A 17,838-nucleotide genomic window follows, 5' to 3' on the forward strand; every position below is an offset into this window, starting at 1 on the left:
ATGTGTATAAGAGACAGCCTTCCGGAGTGTCACCCCCTATTCCCGGAGGTGGGGGGCGGGTGGGTCCGGATGCTGGGATGCTGGTGGGCGCAGGGTGGGGAAGAAACGGAACGTGGGGGCTTGAAGAGTCGTGGAGGACAGGGTGCGGGTGGTCATCGCCGAGGACTCGGTGCTGCTTCGGGAGGGGCTCACCCGGTTGCTGACCGACCGTGGGCACGACGTCGTGGCAGGGGTGGGCGACGCCGAGGCGCTGATCAAGGTCATCGGGGAGCTGGCCGCCGAGGGCGAGCTGCCGGACGTGGTCGTGGCGGACGTACGTATGCCGCCGACGCACACGGACGAGGGGGTACGGGCCGCGGTGCGGCTGCGGCGCGATCACCCGGGGCTGGGGGTGCTGGTGCTGTCGCAGTACGTGGAGGAGCAGTACGCGACGGAATTGCTGGCGGGATCCAGTCACGGCGTCGGCTATCTCCTCAAGGACCGGGTAGCCGAAGTGCGGGAGTTCGTCGACGCGGTGGTCCGGGTCGCCGAGGGGGGAACCGCGCTCGACCCCGAAGTGGTCGCGCAGCTCCTGGGCCGCAGCCGTAAGCAGGACGTGCTGGCGAACCTCACGCCACGGGAGCGGGAGGTCCTGGGGCTGATGGCCGAGGGGCGGACGAACTCCGCGATCGCACGGCAGCTGGTGGTGAGCGACGGTGCGGTGGAGAAGCACGTCAGCAACATCTTCCTCAAGCTGGGCCTGTCGCAGAGTGACGGGGATCACCGGCGGGTGCTGGCCGTCCTCACCTATCTCAACTCCTGAGAAATCCGACACGCCGTCAGTTGCGCAGGTTGCGGGCCGCCCGCGGGGCGGACCGGGACCTATGGAGTAGAACCAATGGCCGAGGCGCGAGCGTCTTGGAGAAGGGGGCCGGGGGGCGGTTGTTCCATGACAAATCCTGACAGAACGGTGTCTCACGGGGGCGTCCATCATGTGATCCGCCCAGGGAAGGCGACCCTTACCCACGTACGATGTTCATGGGACGACCGGTCGGCACGACGAGTCCCGAGCCACCGCCCCGAGGGAGGTCCGAAGCAGTGACCAGCCAGGTCAGCAGCCAAGCCGAGCAGGCCGACGGAGCGCTCACCGGGGAGCCAGCGGCTCCCGGGACCGGCGCCGAAGGCAACGGCGGGAAGAACGGCGGTAACAGCGGCGCCAAGGAGGTACGTCGCCTGGACCGGGTCATCATCCGGTTCGCGGGCGACTCCGGCGACGGTATGCAGCTCACGGGCGACCGGTTCACGTCCGAGACGGCGACCTTCGGCAACGACCTGTCGACGCTGCCGAACTTCCCCGCCGAGATCCGGGCCCCCGCCGGCACCCTGCCCGGCGTCTCCAGTTTCCAGCTGCACTTCGCGGACCACGACATCCTCACCCCCGGCGACGCGCCCAACGTCCTGGTGGCGATGAACCCGGCCGCGCTGAAGGCGAACCTGGCCGACGTACCGCGCGGCGCGGAGATCATCGTCAACACCGACGAGTTCACCAAGCGGCCGATGGCGAAGGTGGGTTACGAGGTCAGCCCGCTGGAGGACGGCACGCTGCAGGCGTACAACGTCCACCCGGTGCCGCTGACGACGCTGACCATCGAGGCGCTCAAGGACTTCGGGCTGTCCCGCAAGGAGGCCGAGCGCAGCAAGAACATGTTCGCGCTGGGCCTGCTGTCGTGGATGTACCACCGGCCGACCGAGGGCACCGAAGCGTTCCTGCGGCAGAAGTTCGCCAAGAAGCCGGACATCGCCGAGGCCAACGTCGCCGCCTTCCGGGCGGGCTGGAACTTCGGCGAAACGACCGAGGACTTCGCCGTCTCCTACGAGGTCGCGCCGGCCACCCAGGCGTTCCCGACCGGAACGTACCGCAACATCTCCGGCAACCTGGCGCTGTCGTACGGCCTGATCGCCGCCGGCCAGCAGGCCGACCTGCCGCTCTACCTGGGCTCGTACCCGATCACGCCGGCCTCGGACATCCTGCACGAGCTGAGCAAGCACAAGAACTTCGGCGTGCGGACCTTCCAGGCCGAGGACGAGATCGCCGGCATCGGCGCGGCACTGGGCGCCGCTTTCGGCGGCGCGCTCGCGGTGACCACCACCTCGGGCCCCGGCGTGGCGCTGAAGTCGGAGACCATCGGGCTCGCGGTCTCCCTCGAACTGCCGCTGGTCATCGTGGACATCCAGCGCGGCGGCCCGTCCACGGGGCTGCCCACCAAGACCGAGCAGGCCGACCTGCTCCAGGCGATGTACGGGCGCAACGGCGAGGCACCGGTGCCGATCGTGGCGCCGCGCACGCCCGCCGACTGCTTCGACGCGGCGCTGGACGCGGCGCGCATCGCGCTGATGTACCGCACGCCGGTCTTCCTGCTGTCCGACGGCTACCTGGCCAACGGCTCCGAGCCGTGGCGCATCCCGGAGCTCGACCAGCTGCCCGATCTGCGCGTGCAGTTCGCCAACGACACGAACCACACGCTGGCCGACGGCACCGAGGTCTTCTGGCCGTACCAGCGCGACGAGCAGACCCTGGCCCGGCCGTGGGCGGTGCCCGGCACGCCCGGTCTGGAGCACCGCATCGGCGGCATCGAGAAGCAGGACGGCACGGGCAACATCTCCTACGACCCGGCCAACCACGACTTCATGGTGCGCACCCGCCAGGCGAAGATCGACGGCATCGAGGTCCCCGACCTGGAGGTCGACGACCCGACGGCGGAGGCGGCCGTCCGCGACGGCCAGGGCGCGGCCGCCGTGCAGGGCGCCGACACCCTGGTGCTGGGCTGGGGATCGACGTACGGGCCGATCACCGCGGCCGTACGGCGCGTACGGCGGGACGGTGGCCGTATCGCGCAGGCGCATCTGCGCCACCTCAACCCCTTCCCGCGGAATCTCGGCGCGGTGCTGGCACGTTACGACAAGGTGGTCGTACCGGAGATGAACCTCGGCCAGCTCGCCACCCTGCTGCGGGCCAAGTACCTCGTCGATGCCCGCTCGTACACCCAGGTCAGCGGGATGCCGTTCAAGGCCGAGCAGCTTGCGGAGGTCTTTAAGGAGGCCATCAATGACTGAGACGATCGCGGAGGGGACCTCGACGATCGAGGCGCTTTCCCTGGTGCCCAAGGCCGAGGGCAAGCAGTCCATGAAGGACTTCAAGTCCGACCAGGAAGTGCGCTGGTGCCCCGGCTGCGGTGATTACGCGGTGCTCGCCGCCGTGCAGGGCTTCATGCCCGAACTCGGTCTGGCGAAGGAGAACATCGTCTTCGTCTCGGGCATCGGCTGCTCGTCCCGGTTCCCGTACTACATGAACACCTACGGGATGCACTCCATCCACGGCCGTGCCCCGGCCATCGCCACCGGCCTGGCCTCCTCGCGGCGCGACCTGTCGGTGTGGGTCGTCACCGGCGACGGCGACGCGCTGTCCATCGGCGGCAACCACCTCATCCACGCGCTGCGCCGCAACGTCAACCTCAAGATCCTGCTGTTCAACAACCGGATCTACGGCCTGACCAAGGGCCAGTACAGCCCCACCTCCGAGGTCGGCAAGATCACGAAGTCGACGCCGATGGGCTCGCTGGACGCGCCCTTCAACCCGGTCTCGCTGGCCATCGGCGCCGAGGCGTCCTTCGTGGCCCGTACGGTCGATTCCGACCGCAAGCACCTGACCAGCGTGCTGCGCGCGGCCGCCGCCCACCCCGGCACCGCCCTGGTGGAGATCTACCAGAACTGCAACATCTTCAACGACGGCGCCTTCGAGGTCCTCAAGGACAAGCAGCAGGCCGAGGAAGCCGTGATCCGCCTGGAGCACGGACAGCCGATCCGCTTCGGCGCACCCGCCGAGGACGGCCTCGGCTCCAAGGGCGTGGTACGGGATCCGGCCACCGGCGATCTCAAGATCATCGACGTGACGGCGGAGGGCGCGGACGCGGTGCTCGTCCACGACGCGCGCAACCCCTCGCCGACCACCGCCTTCGCCCTGTCCCGCCTCGCCGACCCGGACACGCTGCACCACACGCCCATCGGCGTGCTGCGCAACGTGGACCGTCCGGTCTACGACGCGCTCATGAGCGACCAGCTGGAAGCGGCCATCGAGCAGAAGGGCAAGGGCGACCTCGCCTCGCTGCTCGCCGGCAACGACACCTGGACGGTGGTCGGCTGAGCGGCCGCCCACCGCACCTCCGGTGCCCGTACGGGACGTCTTCGGACGCCCTGTACGGGCACCGCTGTTTTCGGCCGGTCTCCGGCGCCCGCGCACCTGTCATGACCGTATTCCGATACGGGCATGACAGGCGGCCCGCCGGGCGTTACCTTCAAAAGCGCGACCCGCACCACCGCCGGCGCAGATGGAGCAGCATTCACCGGAGGGCCCCTTGCCACCCCAGTCGGACCAGCGCACAGGACTCGTCTACGGCACCGCCGCGTATGTGATGTGGGGCCTGCTCCCGCTGTACTGGCACCTGCTGGGCGACCTGGCCCCCGCCGAGATCCTGGCCCACCGCATGGTGTGGTCGCTGCCGGTGGCCGTGGTGATCCTGGCCGCGCTGCGCCGCTGGTCCTGGGTGCGCGAGCTGGTGCGGCAGCCCAAGCGGCTCGGCCTGGTCCTGGTCTGCGCCGCGGTCATCTCCGTCAACTGGTTCCTGTACATCTGGGCCGTCAACAGCGGGCACGTCCTCGAAGCGTCCTTGGGCTACTTCATCAACCCGCTGGTCAGCATCGCCTTCGGCGTTCTGGTACTGCGCGAGCGGCTGCGGCCGTTGCAGTGGACGGCGGTCGGCGTGGGCACCGCGGCGGTGGTCGTGATGGCCGTGGCGTACGGCAAGGTGCCCTGGATCTCCCTCACGCTGGCGTTCACGTTCGCCACGTACGGCCTGGTCAAGAAGGGCGTGAAACTGGGCGGCATCGAGGGCTTCAGCGCCGAGACGGCGATGCAGTTCCTGCCTGCGCTCGGCATCCTGATCTTCCTCGGCACGCGCGGCGAGGTCGGCTTCACCAGCGGCGGCGTGGGGCAGATGCTGCTGCTCATGGGCTGCGGCGTGGCCACCGCGCTGCCGCTGATCGCCTTCGGCGCGTCGGCGGTGCGCCTGCCGCTGAGCGTGCTCGGCATGCTCCAGTACCTGGCCCCGACCTTCCAGTTCGTCCTCGGCCTGCTGGTCTTCCACGAGGAGATGCCGCCGGAGCGCTGGGCGGGCTTCGGTCTGGTGTGGCTGGCGCTGGTGGTCCTGACGTACGACGCGATCCGTACCGCCCGCTCGGCCCGTACGGCGCTGGTCACGGCCCGTCAGGCGGCCCAGGACGCGGTCGAGGAGGCAGTCGAGGAGACGGCCGCGGCGCTGGCCACCACGGCGCAGCCCGCCGCCCAGGCGGACCCCGCCAAGCCCTGAGAGCCGGTGGCCCGCCCCACCCCCGATCCGCCGCGAGCGCTATGCGGATCGGGGTGTCCGGATTCCGCCTTGTCAGCGGGGCACGGCGCGCCCACCATCAGCTTCGCGCCATGCACGGTCCGTTCATCCCACGTTCGGAATCCGGAGACCCCTCATGTCATGGAAAGCCGAAAGACCCGGCACGACCAGGCGTTTTCGAAGATCTGACCGGAGCCGGGGCAGTGGCACCGGCGGTCTGAGAGCCACCGCGGCCGGTGCCGTGGTCGGCCTGATCGTTGCGATACCCGGGGCGGCCGGTGCGGCCACCGCCGCGCCCGCCGCCGCCCGCTCCACCGCCTCCACCACGGCCGCTGCCCCCACCACGGCCGCCGCCCCCGACATACCGGTGGCCAACGTCAAAGCGCACCTCGGCCAGCTCCAGTCGATCGCCACCGCCAACGGCGGCAACCGGGCCCACGGCCGGCCCGGTTACCGGGCCTCGCTCGACTACATCAAGGGCAAGCTGGACGCCGCGGGCTTCACCACCACCGTGCAGCAGTTCACGACCAGCGGCACCACCGGCTACAACCTCATCGCCGACTGGCCCGGCGGCGACCCGAACCAGATCCTGATGACCGGCGCGCACCTCGACTCCGTCAGCGCGGGCCCCGGCATCAACGACAACGGCTCCGGCTCGGCCGCGGTCCTCGAAACCGCGCTGGCCGTCTCCCGCGCCGCCGCCAAACCCGCCAAGCATCTGCGCTTCGGCTGGTGGGGCGCCGAGGAGCTGGGGATGCGCGGCTCCCAGTACTACGTCAGCCGGCTGGCCACGACGGAGCGCGCCAAGTTCAGCGGCTACCTGAACTTCGACATGGTCGGCTCCCCCAATCCCGGCTATTTCGTCTACGACGACGACCGCACCATCGAGAGCGTCTTCAAGGACTACTACGCCTCGGTGAACATCCCCACGGAGATCGAGACCGAGGGTGACGGCCGCAGCGACCACGCGCCGTTCAAGAACGCCGGCATCGCCGTCGGCGGCCTGTTCTCGGGCGCCGACTACACCAAGACGGCCGCCCAGGCGCAGAAGTGGGGCGGTACGGCGGGCCAGCCCTTCGACCGCTGCTACCACCGCTCCTGCGACACCTCGTCGAACATCAACGACACCGCCCTGGACCGCAACAGCGACGCCATCGCACACGCGGTGTGGACCCTGGGCGTCGGCTCGACGACCCCGCCGGGCGGCACCGTCTTCGAGAACACCGACGACGTCCCGATCCCCGACGCGGGGGCCGCGGTCACCTCGTCGGTGACGGTCTCCGGCCGTACCGGCAACGCGCCGTCCGCGCTGCAGGTCGGCGTGGACATCAAGCACACCTACCGCGGTGACCTGGCCATCGACCTCGTCGGGCCGAGCGGGCGGGCATACCGGCTGAAGAACTCCAGCGGTTCGGACTCGGCGGCGAACGTGATCACCACGTACACCGTCGACGCGTCCACCGAGACCGCCGACGGCACCTGGCAGCTGCGGGTGCAGGACCTCGGACCGCAGGACACCGGCTACATCGACAGCTGGAAGCTCACCTTCTGACCGCTCATCTTCGGACCGCTCCACCTTCGGACGGCCGCCCGCACCGGCGGGCACCGGACGCCCGGCGCGGGGCGTCACGGCATCAGACCGTGATGTCCCGCGCCGTGAAGCGCGCCCAGGCCGCGGAGCCGAAGACCGCCGCGTACAGCGCCTGGAGACCGAGGTTCTGCTGGAGCCGGTCCCAGTAGACGGGGTCGCGCAGCACGTCGGCGAAGGACAGCCAGTGGTGTGTGAAGAGGTACGGCTGGATCGCGTGCAGCTGCGGGATGGTGTCCAGGATCTGCACCATGATCAACAGGCCGACCGTGGTGGCCATCGCGGCGATGCCGCTGTTGGTGAGCGTCGAGACGAACAGGCCGATCGCCGCCACCCCGATGAGGGACAGGGTCACCACCGCCGCGATGGCCAGCGCGCGCAGCAGCCCCTCGCCGAACGGCACGGTCGTCCCGGACAGCAGCGTCACCTCGCCGACGGGAAACAGCAGCGCGCCGGTCACCAGCGCCGACGCCGCCACGACCAGCGTGGCCACCAGGCAGAACGTCAGCGTGGTCGCGTACTTGACCAGCAGCAGCCTGGTCCGTCCGGCCGGGGCGACGAGCAGGTAGCGCAGCGTGCCGGTGTGCGCCTCGCCCGCGACGGAGTCCCCGGCGACCACGCCGACGGCCAGCGGCAGGAAGACCGGCAGGGTGACGGCCAGCGAGGTGAAGACCAGGAAGAGGCCGTTGTTGGTGATCTGCGAGACGAAGGCCGCGCCGCCGCTCCCGCCGCCCGCGCCGCCGCCCTCACCGCCGGTCTCGATCTTCACGGCGATGCCGATCAGAACCGGTACGGCGGCGAGCACGGCGAGCAGGACGACGGTGCGCCAGCGCCGGAAGGTCGTACCGACCTCGTTGCGCAGCAGACCGAGCGACCACAGAGGCCGCGCCGTACGACGCGCATCGACGCCCCCGGCGCCCGCTCCCCCGGCCCCGGCCCCGGCGCCCTCACGCGTACCGGTGTGCTGGGCACTTCCCGACACCTCAGCCCGCGACATCGAACCCCTCCCCCGTGAGCTGGACGAAGACGTCCTCCAGGGACGCCCGTTCGGTGCCGAAGGACCGGACCCGCACCCCGGCCCGCACCAGCGCGGCGTTCACGTCCGCGAGGTCGGGCGGCCCGGCGGGCGGCGCGGGCAGGTCCCCGGTGACCCGCTCCTCCGTCACCACGAGATCGGTGATCCCGTGCTCCTTGAGCACCCGTAGCGCGTCGGCGGCATCGGGCGTGCCGACAGTCAGCCGCCCGCGGGTGTCCGCGGACAGCGCGGCGACCGTGCCCTGGGTGATGAGCCGGCCGCGCGCCATCACCGCGGCGTGGGTGCAGACCTGCTCGATCTCGTCGAGGAGGTGGGAGGAGAGGAAGACGGTGGTGCCGTCCCCCGCCAGCTCCCTGACCAGCGTCCGGATCTCGCGCATGCCCTGCGGGTCCAGGCCGTTGGTCGGCTCGTCCAGGACGAGGAGGTCCCTGGGCTGCAGCAGCGCGGCGGCCAGCCCCAGCCGCTGCTTCATGCCCAGCGAATACGCGCGCGCCTTCTTGCGGGCGGCCGCCGCCAGGCCGACCCGGTCCAGGGCCTGGTCGACCCGTCGGGCACGCGTACGCGGATCGGCGGCCGGGTCGGCGGCGTCGAACCGGACGAGGTTGTCGCGCCCGCTGAGGAAGCCGTACAGGGCCGGGCCCTCGATGAGGGCGCCGACCCTGGGGAGCACCCGGCGGGCCGCCCGCGGCATCGGCTCGCCGAGCAGGCGGGCCCCGCCGGCGGACGGCTCGATCAGGCCGAGCAGCATGCGGATCGTGGTCGTCTTGCCCGAGCCGTTGGGGCCGAGGAAGCCGAAGACGCTGCCGCGCGGTACGGCGAGGTCGAGCCGGTCGACGGCGAGCTGTCCGCCGCGGTACCTCTTCGTCAGGCCCCGGGTCTCGATCACCCGGTCCCCGGCGGACTGCTGCGTCATCGGCTCCCCCAACTGGTCGGACCACTGGCCGGGCAACGTGGACGTGCAATGCGGTCGGGCAACGCGGTCAGGCAATGCCATCGGGCAACGCGGTCGGGCAAGGCCGTCGGGCGATGCGGTCAGGCAATGCGGTCGGTCACCGGAGCCGGGACCTGTGACCGCGGGCCGGTCGCACCGATGGCCCGGTCACGCCGGCGGCCCAGAGGGCGGGGCGGACCGGCCGCCCCGCCGTATGCCCGTATGCCCGTTACTTGGCGGCCTCGGCGGCCTTGATCAGGGATTCCTTGTCCACGGCACCGGCGTAGACCGAGCCGTCGTCCGTCACCAGGGCGTTGACCAGGCGGGTGCTGAACATGCGGCCGGAGCCGAACTTCCCGCTGACCTTCTCGCCCAGGCTGTCCAGCAGCTTGGCCGCGTCGCCGGAGGCGTTCTTGCCGGCCGAGGTCAGGCCGGAGCCGTTGCCCTTCAGGTGGGCTATGGAGGTCCAGCCCTTGCCGATGACCTCGAAGCCGCCGTTCTTCGCCTTTCCGGCCCCGCCCTTGCCGTTCTTGCCGTCCTGGCCGGTCAGGCCGTACTGCCCGAGGATGCCCTTGAGGTCCCCGGCGGCCTTGCCCTGCTCGGCGCGGTGCCGGTCGCGGGCCTTGTCGCCGTCCACGACCTTGGCGCCCTTCGGCGGCTTGAAGTCGAAGGTGTCCGCGGCGGGCTTGGCGAAGTCGACGGAGGTGAAGCCCACGTCGACCGCCGCCGCTCCGCCGCCCTTGGGCGTGAGCGTGAACTTCAGCGGCACGCCGGTCTCGGCGTCCACCGAGATCCGTATCGAGTCGACCGTGGAGCCGGCCTGCTTGGGCTTGATCGAAAGCTGGTAGGCGTCCCGCCCGGCCACCTTGGCCGTGCCGTCGACCGACACCGAGGTGGTGTCGCCGGCCGCCTCCAGCGCCTTCTTGGCCAGCTCCTGCGGGGTGGCGTTCTCCAGGCCCGCGGAACCACCGGACCTGCCGGACTTCTCCGAGCGGTGCTGCCCCTTGCCGGCGTCGGCCGGGACCGTGCTGTGGTACGCGGTGTTGCTGCTGCTCTCGTAGCCCCAGACGTCGCTGCCGTTGTGGACGAGGTTGTACTCGGCGGATTTGCCGACGACGGAGAGCCGCTGCTTGTCCGGGCCGTCGACGGCGACGCGCAGCGTGTGCGAGCCGGACGCCAGCTCCGACAACTGGCTCTGCGGGCTCGCGGAGGAGCCGGTGCCGCCGTCCCCGTCTCCGCCCTTGCCGCCGCGGTCCGCGGACCCGCCGCCGAACGCGCTCGCGCCGCTGCCGGACAGACCGGCGGGCAGCCCCAGGTCGGTGGTCGTACGGACCGTGCCGGACAGCTGCTGTACGTCCGACTTGGCGACCTTCGCTATGAGGTCCTGCGCCGAGATCTCCGGCAGATCCGGGGAGCCCGAACCGGCGAAGGCCGGGACCAGCCCGATCGAGGCCGCCGCGACGCCCACGACCGCGACCGGGATCGCGTACCGCATCGTCCTGCGGCGCTTCGCGGAGCGCCCCCCGTCCCCGTCCCACTCGTCGGTGACCTGTGTCGGTTGGTTCCGTGGCATGTGCCCTACCTCCGTCGTAAGCGGCGGTTTGCTGCGCGACGCACTCGTCCCACTCCCGGGCTCATTGTGACCCGTTCCGCCGTGGCGTGGTGCTGTTCATCCCACCAAATCGGCCAGAGGTTTGCGTCAGCCCCCGGGGCCAACTCCTCGTACTCCCGTGGGATGACCTCCCATGGCCGAAAGACAGAGGCGGTACGGCCGGAGGCGGAGCGGACCCTGAGGGGTGGTCGGGGTTCCACCGGCCTCACGGGCCCCGTTCGCCCCGTGGCGAGCCGTCAGCCCGCCCGGTGCACCACCGAGTCGCACAGCCCCTCCAGAGCCGCCTTCGCCATGCACTCCGGCAGCGGCGCCAGCGTGGCCCGCGCCTCCTCCGCGTAACGGACGGTGTCCCGGCGGGCCTGCTCCAGCGCCGGGTGGGCGCGCAGACCGGCCAGCGCCTCGGCGTGCCGGGCGTCGTCGGTCAGGTCCCCGGCCAGCAGGTCGCGCAGTTCGCGGTCCCGGTCGGTGCCGTGCTCGCCGTCGGCGAGGGCGCGCAGGTGCAGGACCGGCAGGGTCGGGATGCCCTCGCGCAGGTCCGTGCCGGGCGTCTTGCCGGACTCGTGGGAGTCGCTGGCGATGTCCAGAACGTCGTCGGCGAGCTGGAAGGCGGTGCCGAGGCGCTCGCCGTACTGGGTCAGGATGTTGACGATGGACTCGTCGGCGCCGGACATCATCGCGCCGAAGCGGCCCGCGACGGCGATCAGCGAGCCGGTCTTGCCCGCGATGACGTCCAGGTAGTGCTCGATCGGGTCCCGGCCGTCGCGCGGTCCGGCCGTCTCCAGGATCTGGCCGGTCACCAGGCGCTCGAACGCCTCGGCCTGGATGCGGACGGCCTCCGGGCCGAGGTCGGCCAGTATGTGGGAGGCGCGGGCGAAGAGGAAGTCGCCGGTCAGCACGGCCACCGAGTTGCCCCAGCGGGCGTTGGCGCTGGACACCCCGCGGCGTACGTCCGCCTCGTCCATGACATCGTCGTGGTACAGCGTCGCCAGGTGCGTCAGCTCCACGACGACGGCGGACGGGACGACGCCCGGCGTGTGCGGGTCGCCGAACTGCGCGGCCAGCATCGCCAGCAGCGGCCGGAAGCGCTTGCCACCCGCGCGTACGAGATGCTGGGCGGCCTCGGTGATGAACGGCACGTCGCTTTTGGTGGCCTCCAGCAGGCCTTCCTCGACAGCCGCCAACCCGGCCTGGACATCGGCCTCAAGAGCCTGGTCCCGCACGCTCAGCCCAAAGGGCCCGACGACGGTCACGAGGGGTACTCCTGTCTGCTGACGATCAAACGGATTGTCGATCTGTCGCTGTCTCCACCATTGGCCAGCGTATCCGGTCGCTGTTGGATCACCGTGAGCGCCCGCCCCTCCGGGGCGCTCGGACGGCGTGCGGCCCGGGCAGGCCCGGCGCGGGAGCGGCGAGCAGTCGCCCGGTATGCCCGATAACCACCAATGATGGGGATTCCTCGCGGGAGAACCGCAGAAAAATCCGCAGGAATCCCCGCGGGAACCCCGCAGGAGAAGCACAGCCGGACTGCCGGAGAAACCAGGAACCCCGCAGGAGAAGCACGCCCGGACTGCCGGAGAAGCACAGCCGGACCGCAGCAGAAGCACGCCCGGACCGCGGCAGAGCACGAGCAGGAGCACCCCGCCGCCGTACGGCAGGGTGCTCCCCTCGGTCATACGGCTGGATATCCGGCCACCGGGCCGCAAATCCAGCCAAGGAACGACTTCAGTACGCCCCGGCCACCGCCCCCGCCAGCCGCCGGGACGCGAACTCCGTACCGCACACGAAGCGCATCACGGGTCCGAAGGACGCCGCCGCCGGGAGCCCGGTGAAGTACAGGCCCGGAACCGACGAGCCGAAGCCCGCGTCCAGGCGGGGGCCGCCGCCGCTCACGGTGATCCCGGTGCGCAGGCCCTGGCCGAGGAAGTCCATCGCCGCCAGGTCGACCCGGTAGCCGGTGGCGGCCAGGACGTGGTCGGCGGCCAGTTCGCCGGTCCGCCCGTCGGGGCCGCGCAGGGTCAGGACCGGCCGGCCGTCCTCGACGCGCGCCCGTACGACCTGCCGCCCCGCCGTCACCTGGACGCGCCCCACGAAGCGCTCCCGCAGCCACCAGGCGCCCAGCGGCCCCAGCACCCGGCGCACCAGATAGCTCCGGGCGGGCGCGGGCAGGTGGCGGAAACCGTTCGCGTAGTAGGTGAACGCGTACAGCGACCAGGCGTTTCCGAACGGTGTCTCCGGGCGCAGCTTCGGCTGCCGGTCCGGCGGCGCGCCGAAGCCCACCGCGGTCCGGCCGCGCGCCACGATCCGGACGGACCGGGCACCGGACTCGGCGAGCAGCACCGCGCTCTCCAGCGCCGACTGCCCGGCGCCGATCACCACCACGTCCCGGCCCGCGAAGACCGACAGGTCGCGGTGCTGGGAGCTGTGCGAGACGGGCCCGGTGGGGGACGGCCCGTCCGGCACCGCCGCGGCCAGTTCACGCGGCAGCCGGGCGAATCCGGTCAGTCCGGTGGCCACGACGACCGCCCGCGCCCGGAACTGTTCGCCGCTGTCCAGTTTCAGCTCGAAGCCACCGGCCCGCCGGTCGGCCGAGACGACCCGGACCTGCTCCAGGTCGGGTACCAGCCGCTCCTGGAACCACTCGCCGTACCGCGTGAAGGTCTCGACGGGGATGATGTCCCAGTCGGACTCGTACCGCCGCTCGCCGGCCGCGTCGCAGAAGTCGCGCAGCGAGTGCCCGGCCTGCGGGGCGTCGATGCTGGACGCCACGGGCGTCGATTTGAGCAGCATCCCGGCGGGCATGTGCTCCCGCCAGCTGACCATCGGCCTGCCGAAGACGCGTACGGGCACTCCCCGCGCGCGCAGGTGCGCCGCCGTCGACAGGCCGTACGGGCCGGCCCCGATGACTGCTACCGGAGTGTTCACGTGCGTTCCCCTCCCCAGGGTGTTGCTGGTCCGGCAGTGCTGCCACTGCCCCGGCGGGGAACTGCCGCACGGCTCCCCCCGTTGTTCACCACTGCTCTCGCGCCGCTCTCCCGTCCTTGCGCACCGCCTCGGCGCCCTCACGCCGCTACGGCCGCGTCTGCTGCTGAAGCGCCCCGCTCTCCGCCGCCGCCCGCGCGCGTCTGCTCGCCCGCCGCAGCTCCACCAGGTGCCGGGCCCCCGGCCCCACGAACCGGGCCAGCATCGTGAAGAACGGCTTGAGGTCGTCGGCGGCCAGCCACGCCAGCTCGGTGCCGTTGGCGCGATCCGGCGCGTGCGGCGTCGTGTAGCCGCTGCGGCGGTACGCGAGCATCGCCGGCAGGTCGATGTTCTCCACGACGAACCGCCGGCCCGCGCGCTGCTCCGCCTCCGGCACCTTCCGGCCGGTCAGGTCCAGATGCTGCGCCCGTACGACGTCGATGCCGGCCTCGTTCTCGAACAGGCGGAACTGGGCGCCCATCCGCGGGTTGAAGTCCAGCAGCTTGTAGGCGCCGTCCCGCCGGTCGTAGCGCCAGTCCAGGTCGGCGATGCCGCTGAAGCCGATGCGCTTGACGAACTGGGCGGTCATCTCGGCCAGTTCCGGGTTGTCGACGACGTACGCGCAGGCCGTCATGCCCGCGTGCGGCGGCCAGGAGCGCACCTTGACCCCGGTGAACAGGGACAGCGCGGTGCTCTCCGCGTCGAAGTACGCGTGCACGATCCAGTCCTCGGCCTCCTCCCGCGGCAGGTACTCCTGGAGGATCACGTCCGGCCGCGGCCCCCAGTCGCGCGCCAGGCCGAGCAGCTGGTCCGCACCGGAGATCCGCGTCGTACCGGCCACCACGGGGTGTCTGCGCCGCTGGAACGCCTCCCGATTCTTGGCGACGACCGGAAAGCGCGCCCGCGCGGCGAAGCGCTCGACGTCCTCCGGCGACTCCGGGAAGGCGGCCGCCGGTGACGGCACCCCGTGCTCGACGCAGAGCTCGTGCAGCCCCTGCTTGCTCGCCAGTCGGCGCGGCAGACACGCGTCGAGGCGGGGGAACAGGAAACGCTCGCCGAGCGCGTCGGCGTATTCGCCGATCAGGACGGCGGCCTCTTCGTCGGTCGGTATCAGGACCGCGGGCCGGCCGATGCGCTTGCCGATGCGCAGCAGCACCTCGGCGAGCCGCTGCGGGTCCTCCCGCCCGGTGGTCGGCCAGACGCAGCGCCCGTGCAGATAGCGGGAGGCAGCGGCGGGCGTGAACCGGTCCTCGGTGATGGCGTACATGGGCACGCCGAGGCGCCCCAGACTGCGGATCGCCCCCACCCCGCCGTGGTGCAGCGGATAATCGCCGATCTTCACGATGAGCCCCGGAACGGTCCGGTCCACCGCGAACGATGTGCTGGTACGAGCCACCTGACCCCCCAACGGCGCGCCCCGCCCCGGCCGCGCTTCATGGAAGCTAGGGCCCGAACTGACCGATCCGGCACCGCTTTTCAGGACATTAAGAACTCTTTAGGCGCCGACGCCTATGTCCGCTGCGCGTTCCGTTCCGGTTTTCTTCCGCTGCCGCGTGGTTCCACGTGAAACCGTCGCACCGTTGCCCGGCCGGTCGGCCATCTGGCCATCCCCTCGGGGCCCGTTGGGCCGTAATCTGATCGACGGGCCCACCGGCCCGTGGCCACAGGTGACGACACACGCGAGACGATCACGCGAGGAGCCGTACATGTCCGAGCAGCACCCGCTCGACCTGCCCGAGGACCACCCCTTCGGGCCGCACACCCTGCCGTACGGCGTCTTCAGCACGGCGGACGAGCCGGAGCGGCACCGCATCGGTGTGCGCTACGGCGACCACGTACTGGACCTGAACGCGCTCGCCGCCACCTCCGGATCGCCGCACGCCGACCTGCTCGCCGCGCCCACCCTGAACCCGCTGCTCGCCGCCGGCCGCGAGGCCTGGCAGGCCGTACGGGAGGCCGTGCGCACGGCGGTCACCGACCCCGCGCACCGGAGCACCACCGAGTCGCTGCTGCTCCCCCTGACCGGAGTGACGCTGCACCTGCCCTTCGAGGTCGCGGACTACGTCGACTTCTACGCCAGCGAGCACCACGCCACCAACGTCGGCCGGATCTTCCGTCCGAACGCCGCCGCGCTTCCCCCCAACTGGAAGCACCTTCCGATCGGCTACCACGGACGGGCCGGCACCATCGTCGTCTCCGGCACCCCGGTCGTCCGGCCCAGCGGCCAGCGCAAGGCACCGGACGACGCGGCGCCCGTCTTCGGCCCGTCCACCCGGCTGGACATCGAGGCGGAGGTCGGCTTCGTCGTCGGCACCCCGTCCACGCTCGGCGAGGCCGTCGGCCTCGACGGCTTCCGCGAGCACGTCTTCGGTGTCTGCCTCGTCAACGACTGGTCGGCGCGCGACATCCAGGCGTGGGAATACCTGCCGCTCGGTCCCTTCCTCGGCAAGTCCTTCGCGACCTCGGTCTCCGCCTGGATCACGCCGCTGGACGCGCTGGACCACGCCCGTACGGCACCGCCCGCACGCGATGTGCCGGTGCTCCCGTACCTGGACGACTCGGACGCCGAGCCGGGCGGCATCGACCTGCGCATCCAGGTGGACATCAACGGCGAGACGGTCGCCCACCCGCCGTTCTCCGCCATGTACTGGACGGCCGCCCAGCAGCTCACCCACATGACGGTCAACGGCGCCTCGCTGCGCACCGGCGACCTCTACGCCTCCGGCACGGTCTCCGGCCCGGAACCGGACCAGCTCGGCTGCCTCCTGGAACTCACCCAGGGCAAGGGGCCCTTCCTGGAGGACGGCGACGAGGTCACCCTGACCGCCTGGGCGCCCGGCCCCGGGGGCTCCCGTATCGGCCTGGGCGAGGTCACCGGGCGCATCCGGCCCGCGCGGACCTCATGACCGCAAGCACGGGGGAGAGCTCGTCCGCGGACCGGGGGCCCACCCTGCCCGAGGAGTTACTGCTCCTCGCCCTGGACCCGGAGCACGGCAAGCCGCTGAACGCCCCCGCGTACCTGCGGTACGGCCTGGCCGGGGCCGCCCTCGGGGAGCTGGAGTGGGCCGGGCAGATCTCCGAGGGCCGCGGTGGCCGGATCACCGTGGGCAGCCCACTGCCGCTCGGTGACCTGGTGCTGGACGCCGCACTGGGCACCCTGCCCGTCTCCGGCACGGACGGGGACGTCAAGGTCAAGAAGTGGGTGCGGAGCGCGGCACGCGGCATCGACGAGGTGTGCCGACAGCGGCTGGAACAGCGTGCCGCGGTCCGCCGGGAGTCCCGGCGCGCACTGGGCCTGTTCCGTTACGAGCGGCTGACGCCCGGTCCGGTGGATCTGGCCGGACCGGCCGGCGCCCGCTTCAAGGGCGCCCTGGCCGGCGGCTTCGCGACCCCCCGCGACCGGCTGCTCGGCGCCCTGGTCTCGGCCGTCCGCCTGGACCGCAAGCTGGTGCAGGGCCACGACCGGCGTGCCGTACGCCGTGACCTGAAAGCGCTGGCCCGTGAGCACTGGATCTCCCGCGCGGTCGCGGCCGCGGTCTTCGAGGACGAGGCCGCGGTCGGCGGATGAACCCGAGCCGCCCCGGGCCGCGTGTCGCGTTGCTAGCCTCTCGTCTTCCTGTCCCACAACGGAGGAGACGTACGTGCGCAAGGCAGCGCAGATCGCCGGGACGGCCGCCGTGGCCGCACTGCTGCTCAGCGGCTGCGGCAGCAGCGGCGGCGGCAAGGACGGCGCGGCGGACCAGCCGAGCAACGCACCGGCCGCCACCCCCTCGCAGACCACCGGCGGGGACAAGCCCGCCGAGGGCACCGGCAGCCTCGACGGGGCCTGGATGGCCAAGACCGGCGACTCGCATCTCACCCTGGTGATCTACCGGGGCACCGCTTCCATGGGCCTCGGCGCCGACGCCGGGACGGCCTGCCAGGGCAAGATCGAGCAGGTGGGCACCACGGTGATCGCCCTGAAGTGCATGGGCGGCCACACCACCCGCACCCTGGGCACCGTCACGCCGGGCGCCGACGGCAAGACGCTGACGGTGAAGTGGAAGGGCGGCCCCACGGACGCGTTCACCAAGGCCGAGGGCAAGCTGAAGCTGCCCGGGATGCCCAGCCTGCCCGCGGGCGCTCCGTCCTCCTGACGGCGCATCAGCCTCCCTCGGCCGTACCGGGCCCCGACCGGCGCGAACGGCCGAGGGTCGCTACGCCACCAGGGGTGTTTCCGGGGCGGCGTCGGATAAAGACGTCATACGCTGAGCCATATTCACTCCGAGTAGTTGCTCGACACCGACGACCACG

At 71.6% G+C, this 17,838-nt stretch carries 14 protein-coding genes; 8 read left to right on the forward strand and 6 right to left on the reverse strand.

Annotated elements, in window-relative coordinates; translation table 11 throughout:
- Positions 1-142: 142 nt before the first annotated feature.
- From IH45_RS0131235 to IH45_RS0131260, 5 genes are all read left to right on the forward strand, one after another.
- Positions 143-802 (forward strand): LuxR C-terminal-related transcriptional regulator, encoded by a 660-nt coding sequence (locus IH45_RS0131235; protein ID WP_030676180.1) that lies wholly within the window; start codon positions 143-145, stop codon positions 800-802.
- 275 nt (positions 803-1,077) lie between these two features.
- The gene (locus tag IH45_RS0131240) at positions 1,078-3,093 is read left to right on the forward strand and encodes a 2-oxoacid:acceptor oxidoreductase subunit alpha (protein ID WP_030676190.1); all 2,016 of its coding nucleotides are present in this window, start codon (positions 1,078-1,080) and stop codon (positions 3,091-3,093) included.
- On the forward strand, positions 3,086-4,180 hold the full coding sequence (locus IH45_RS0131245; protein ID WP_030676193.1) for a 2-oxoacid:ferredoxin oxidoreductase subunit beta: 1,095 nt from the start codon (positions 3,086-3,088) through the stop codon (positions 4,178-4,180). Before IH45_RS0131240 ends, IH45_RS0131245 begins: the two co-directional genes overlap by 8 nt.
- A gap of 211 nt (positions 4,181-4,391) precedes the next feature.
- Positions 4,392-5,402: an EamA family transporter RarD gene (gene rarD, locus IH45_RS0131255; RefSeq protein WP_030676195.1), complete on the forward strand. Its 1,011-nt coding sequence runs from the start codon at positions 4,392-4,394 to the stop codon at positions 5,400-5,402.
- 259 nt (positions 5,403-5,661) lie between these two features.
- Positions 5,662-6,972: a M28 family metallopeptidase gene (locus IH45_RS0131260; RefSeq protein WP_234440745.1), complete on the forward strand. Its 1,311-nt coding sequence runs from the start codon at positions 5,662-5,664 to the stop codon at positions 6,970-6,972.
- An 82-nt stretch (positions 6,973-7,054) separates the two neighbouring features.
- Here IH45_RS0131260 and IH45_RS0131265 read toward each other — a convergent pair whose 3' ends face one another.
- The 6 genes from IH45_RS0131265 to IH45_RS0131295 form a co-directional block, all read right to left on the reverse strand.
- Positions 7,055-8,005, reverse strand: a complete 951-nt coding sequence (locus tag IH45_RS0131265) for an ABC transporter permease (protein ID WP_030676201.1) — start codon at positions 8,003-8,005, stop codon at positions 7,055-7,057.
- Positions 7,992-8,957, reverse strand: coding sequence for an ABC transporter ATP-binding protein (locus IH45_RS0131270; RefSeq protein ID WP_030676204.1), 966 nt, complete (start codon positions 8,955-8,957; stop codon positions 7,992-7,994). Before IH45_RS0131270 ends, IH45_RS0131265 begins: the two co-directional genes overlap by 14 nt.
- Positions 8,958-9,204: 247 nt before the next feature.
- On the reverse strand, positions 9,205-10,548 hold the full coding sequence (locus tag IH45_RS0131280) for a LolA family protein (protein ID WP_030676206.1): 1,344 nt from the start codon (positions 10,546-10,548) through the stop codon (positions 9,205-9,207).
- Positions 10,549-10,823: 275 nt separating this feature from the next.
- Positions 10,824-11,837, reverse strand: coding sequence for a polyprenyl synthetase family protein (locus IH45_RS0131285; protein ID WP_030676209.1), 1,014 nt, complete (start codon positions 11,835-11,837; stop codon positions 10,824-10,826).
- Between the two features lie 472 nt (positions 11,838-12,309).
- The gene (locus IH45_RS0131290; protein WP_030676212.1) at positions 12,310-13,509 is read right to left on the reverse strand and encodes an FAD-dependent oxidoreductase; all 1,200 of its coding nucleotides are present in this window, start codon (positions 13,507-13,509) and stop codon (positions 12,310-12,312) included.
- Positions 13,510-13,654: 145 nt separating this feature from the next.
- Complete coding sequence (locus IH45_RS0131295; RefSeq protein ID WP_234440746.1) at positions 13,655-14,941, reverse strand: carboxylate--amine ligase; 1,287 nt, start codon at positions 14,939-14,941, stop codon at positions 13,655-13,657.
- Positions 14,942-15,251: 310 nt separating this feature from the next.
- Between IH45_RS0131295 and fahA the strand changes: the two genes are divergently transcribed.
- The 3 genes from fahA to IH45_RS0131310 all read left to right on the forward strand — a co-directional run bounded on the left by fahA (position 15,252) and on the right by IH45_RS0131310 (position 17,681).
- A complete protein-coding gene (gene fahA, locus IH45_RS0131300) occupies positions 15,252-16,451 on the forward strand; it encodes a fumarylacetoacetase (protein ID WP_030676218.1) in 1,200 nt (399 codons plus the stop codon).
- Entirely contained in the window at positions 16,448-17,113 is a 666-nt protein-coding gene (locus tag IH45_RS0131305; RefSeq protein ID WP_050515306.1) for a GOLPH3/VPS74 family protein, read from the forward strand. The genes fahA and IH45_RS0131305 overlap by 4 nt, the downstream gene beginning before the upstream one ends.
- 73 nt (positions 17,114-17,186) lie before the next feature.
- Entirely contained in the window at positions 17,187-17,681 is a 495-nt protein-coding gene (locus IH45_RS0131310; protein WP_030676225.1) for a hypothetical protein, read from the forward strand.
- Positions 17,682-17,838 lie beyond the last annotated feature (157 nt).

Source organism: Streptomyces rimosus subsp. rimosus (genome assembly GCF_000720725.1).
GTDB lineage: Bacteria > Actinomycetota > Actinomycetes > Streptomycetales > Streptomycetaceae > Streptomyces > Streptomyces rimosus_A.

Excerpts from the sequence above, each read along its gene's own strand:
- IH45_RS0131245 (WP_030676193.1), top strand. The coding sequence starts at position 3,086 with ATGACTGAGACGATCGCGGAGGGGACCTCGACGATCGAGGCGCTTTCC.
- IH45_RS0131265 (WP_030676201.1), bottom strand. The coding sequence starts at position 8,005 with ATGTCGCGGGCTGAGGTGTCGGGAAGTGCCCAGCACACCGGTACGCGT.
- IH45_RS0131270 (WP_030676204.1), bottom strand. The coding sequence starts at position 8,957 with ATGACGCAGCAGTCCGCCGGGGACCGGGTGATCGAGACCCGGGGCCTG.
- IH45_RS0131280 (WP_030676206.1), bottom strand. The coding sequence starts at position 10,548 with ATGCCACGGAACCAACCGACACAGGTCACCGACGAGTGGGACGGGGAC.
- fahA (WP_030676218.1), top strand. The coding sequence starts at position 15,252 with ATGTCCGAGCAGCACCCGCTCGACCTGCCCGAGGACCACCCCTTCGGG.
- IH45_RS0131305 (WP_050515306.1), top strand. The coding sequence starts at position 16,448 with ATGACCGCAAGCACGGGGGAGAGCTCGTCCGCGGACCGGGGGCCCACC.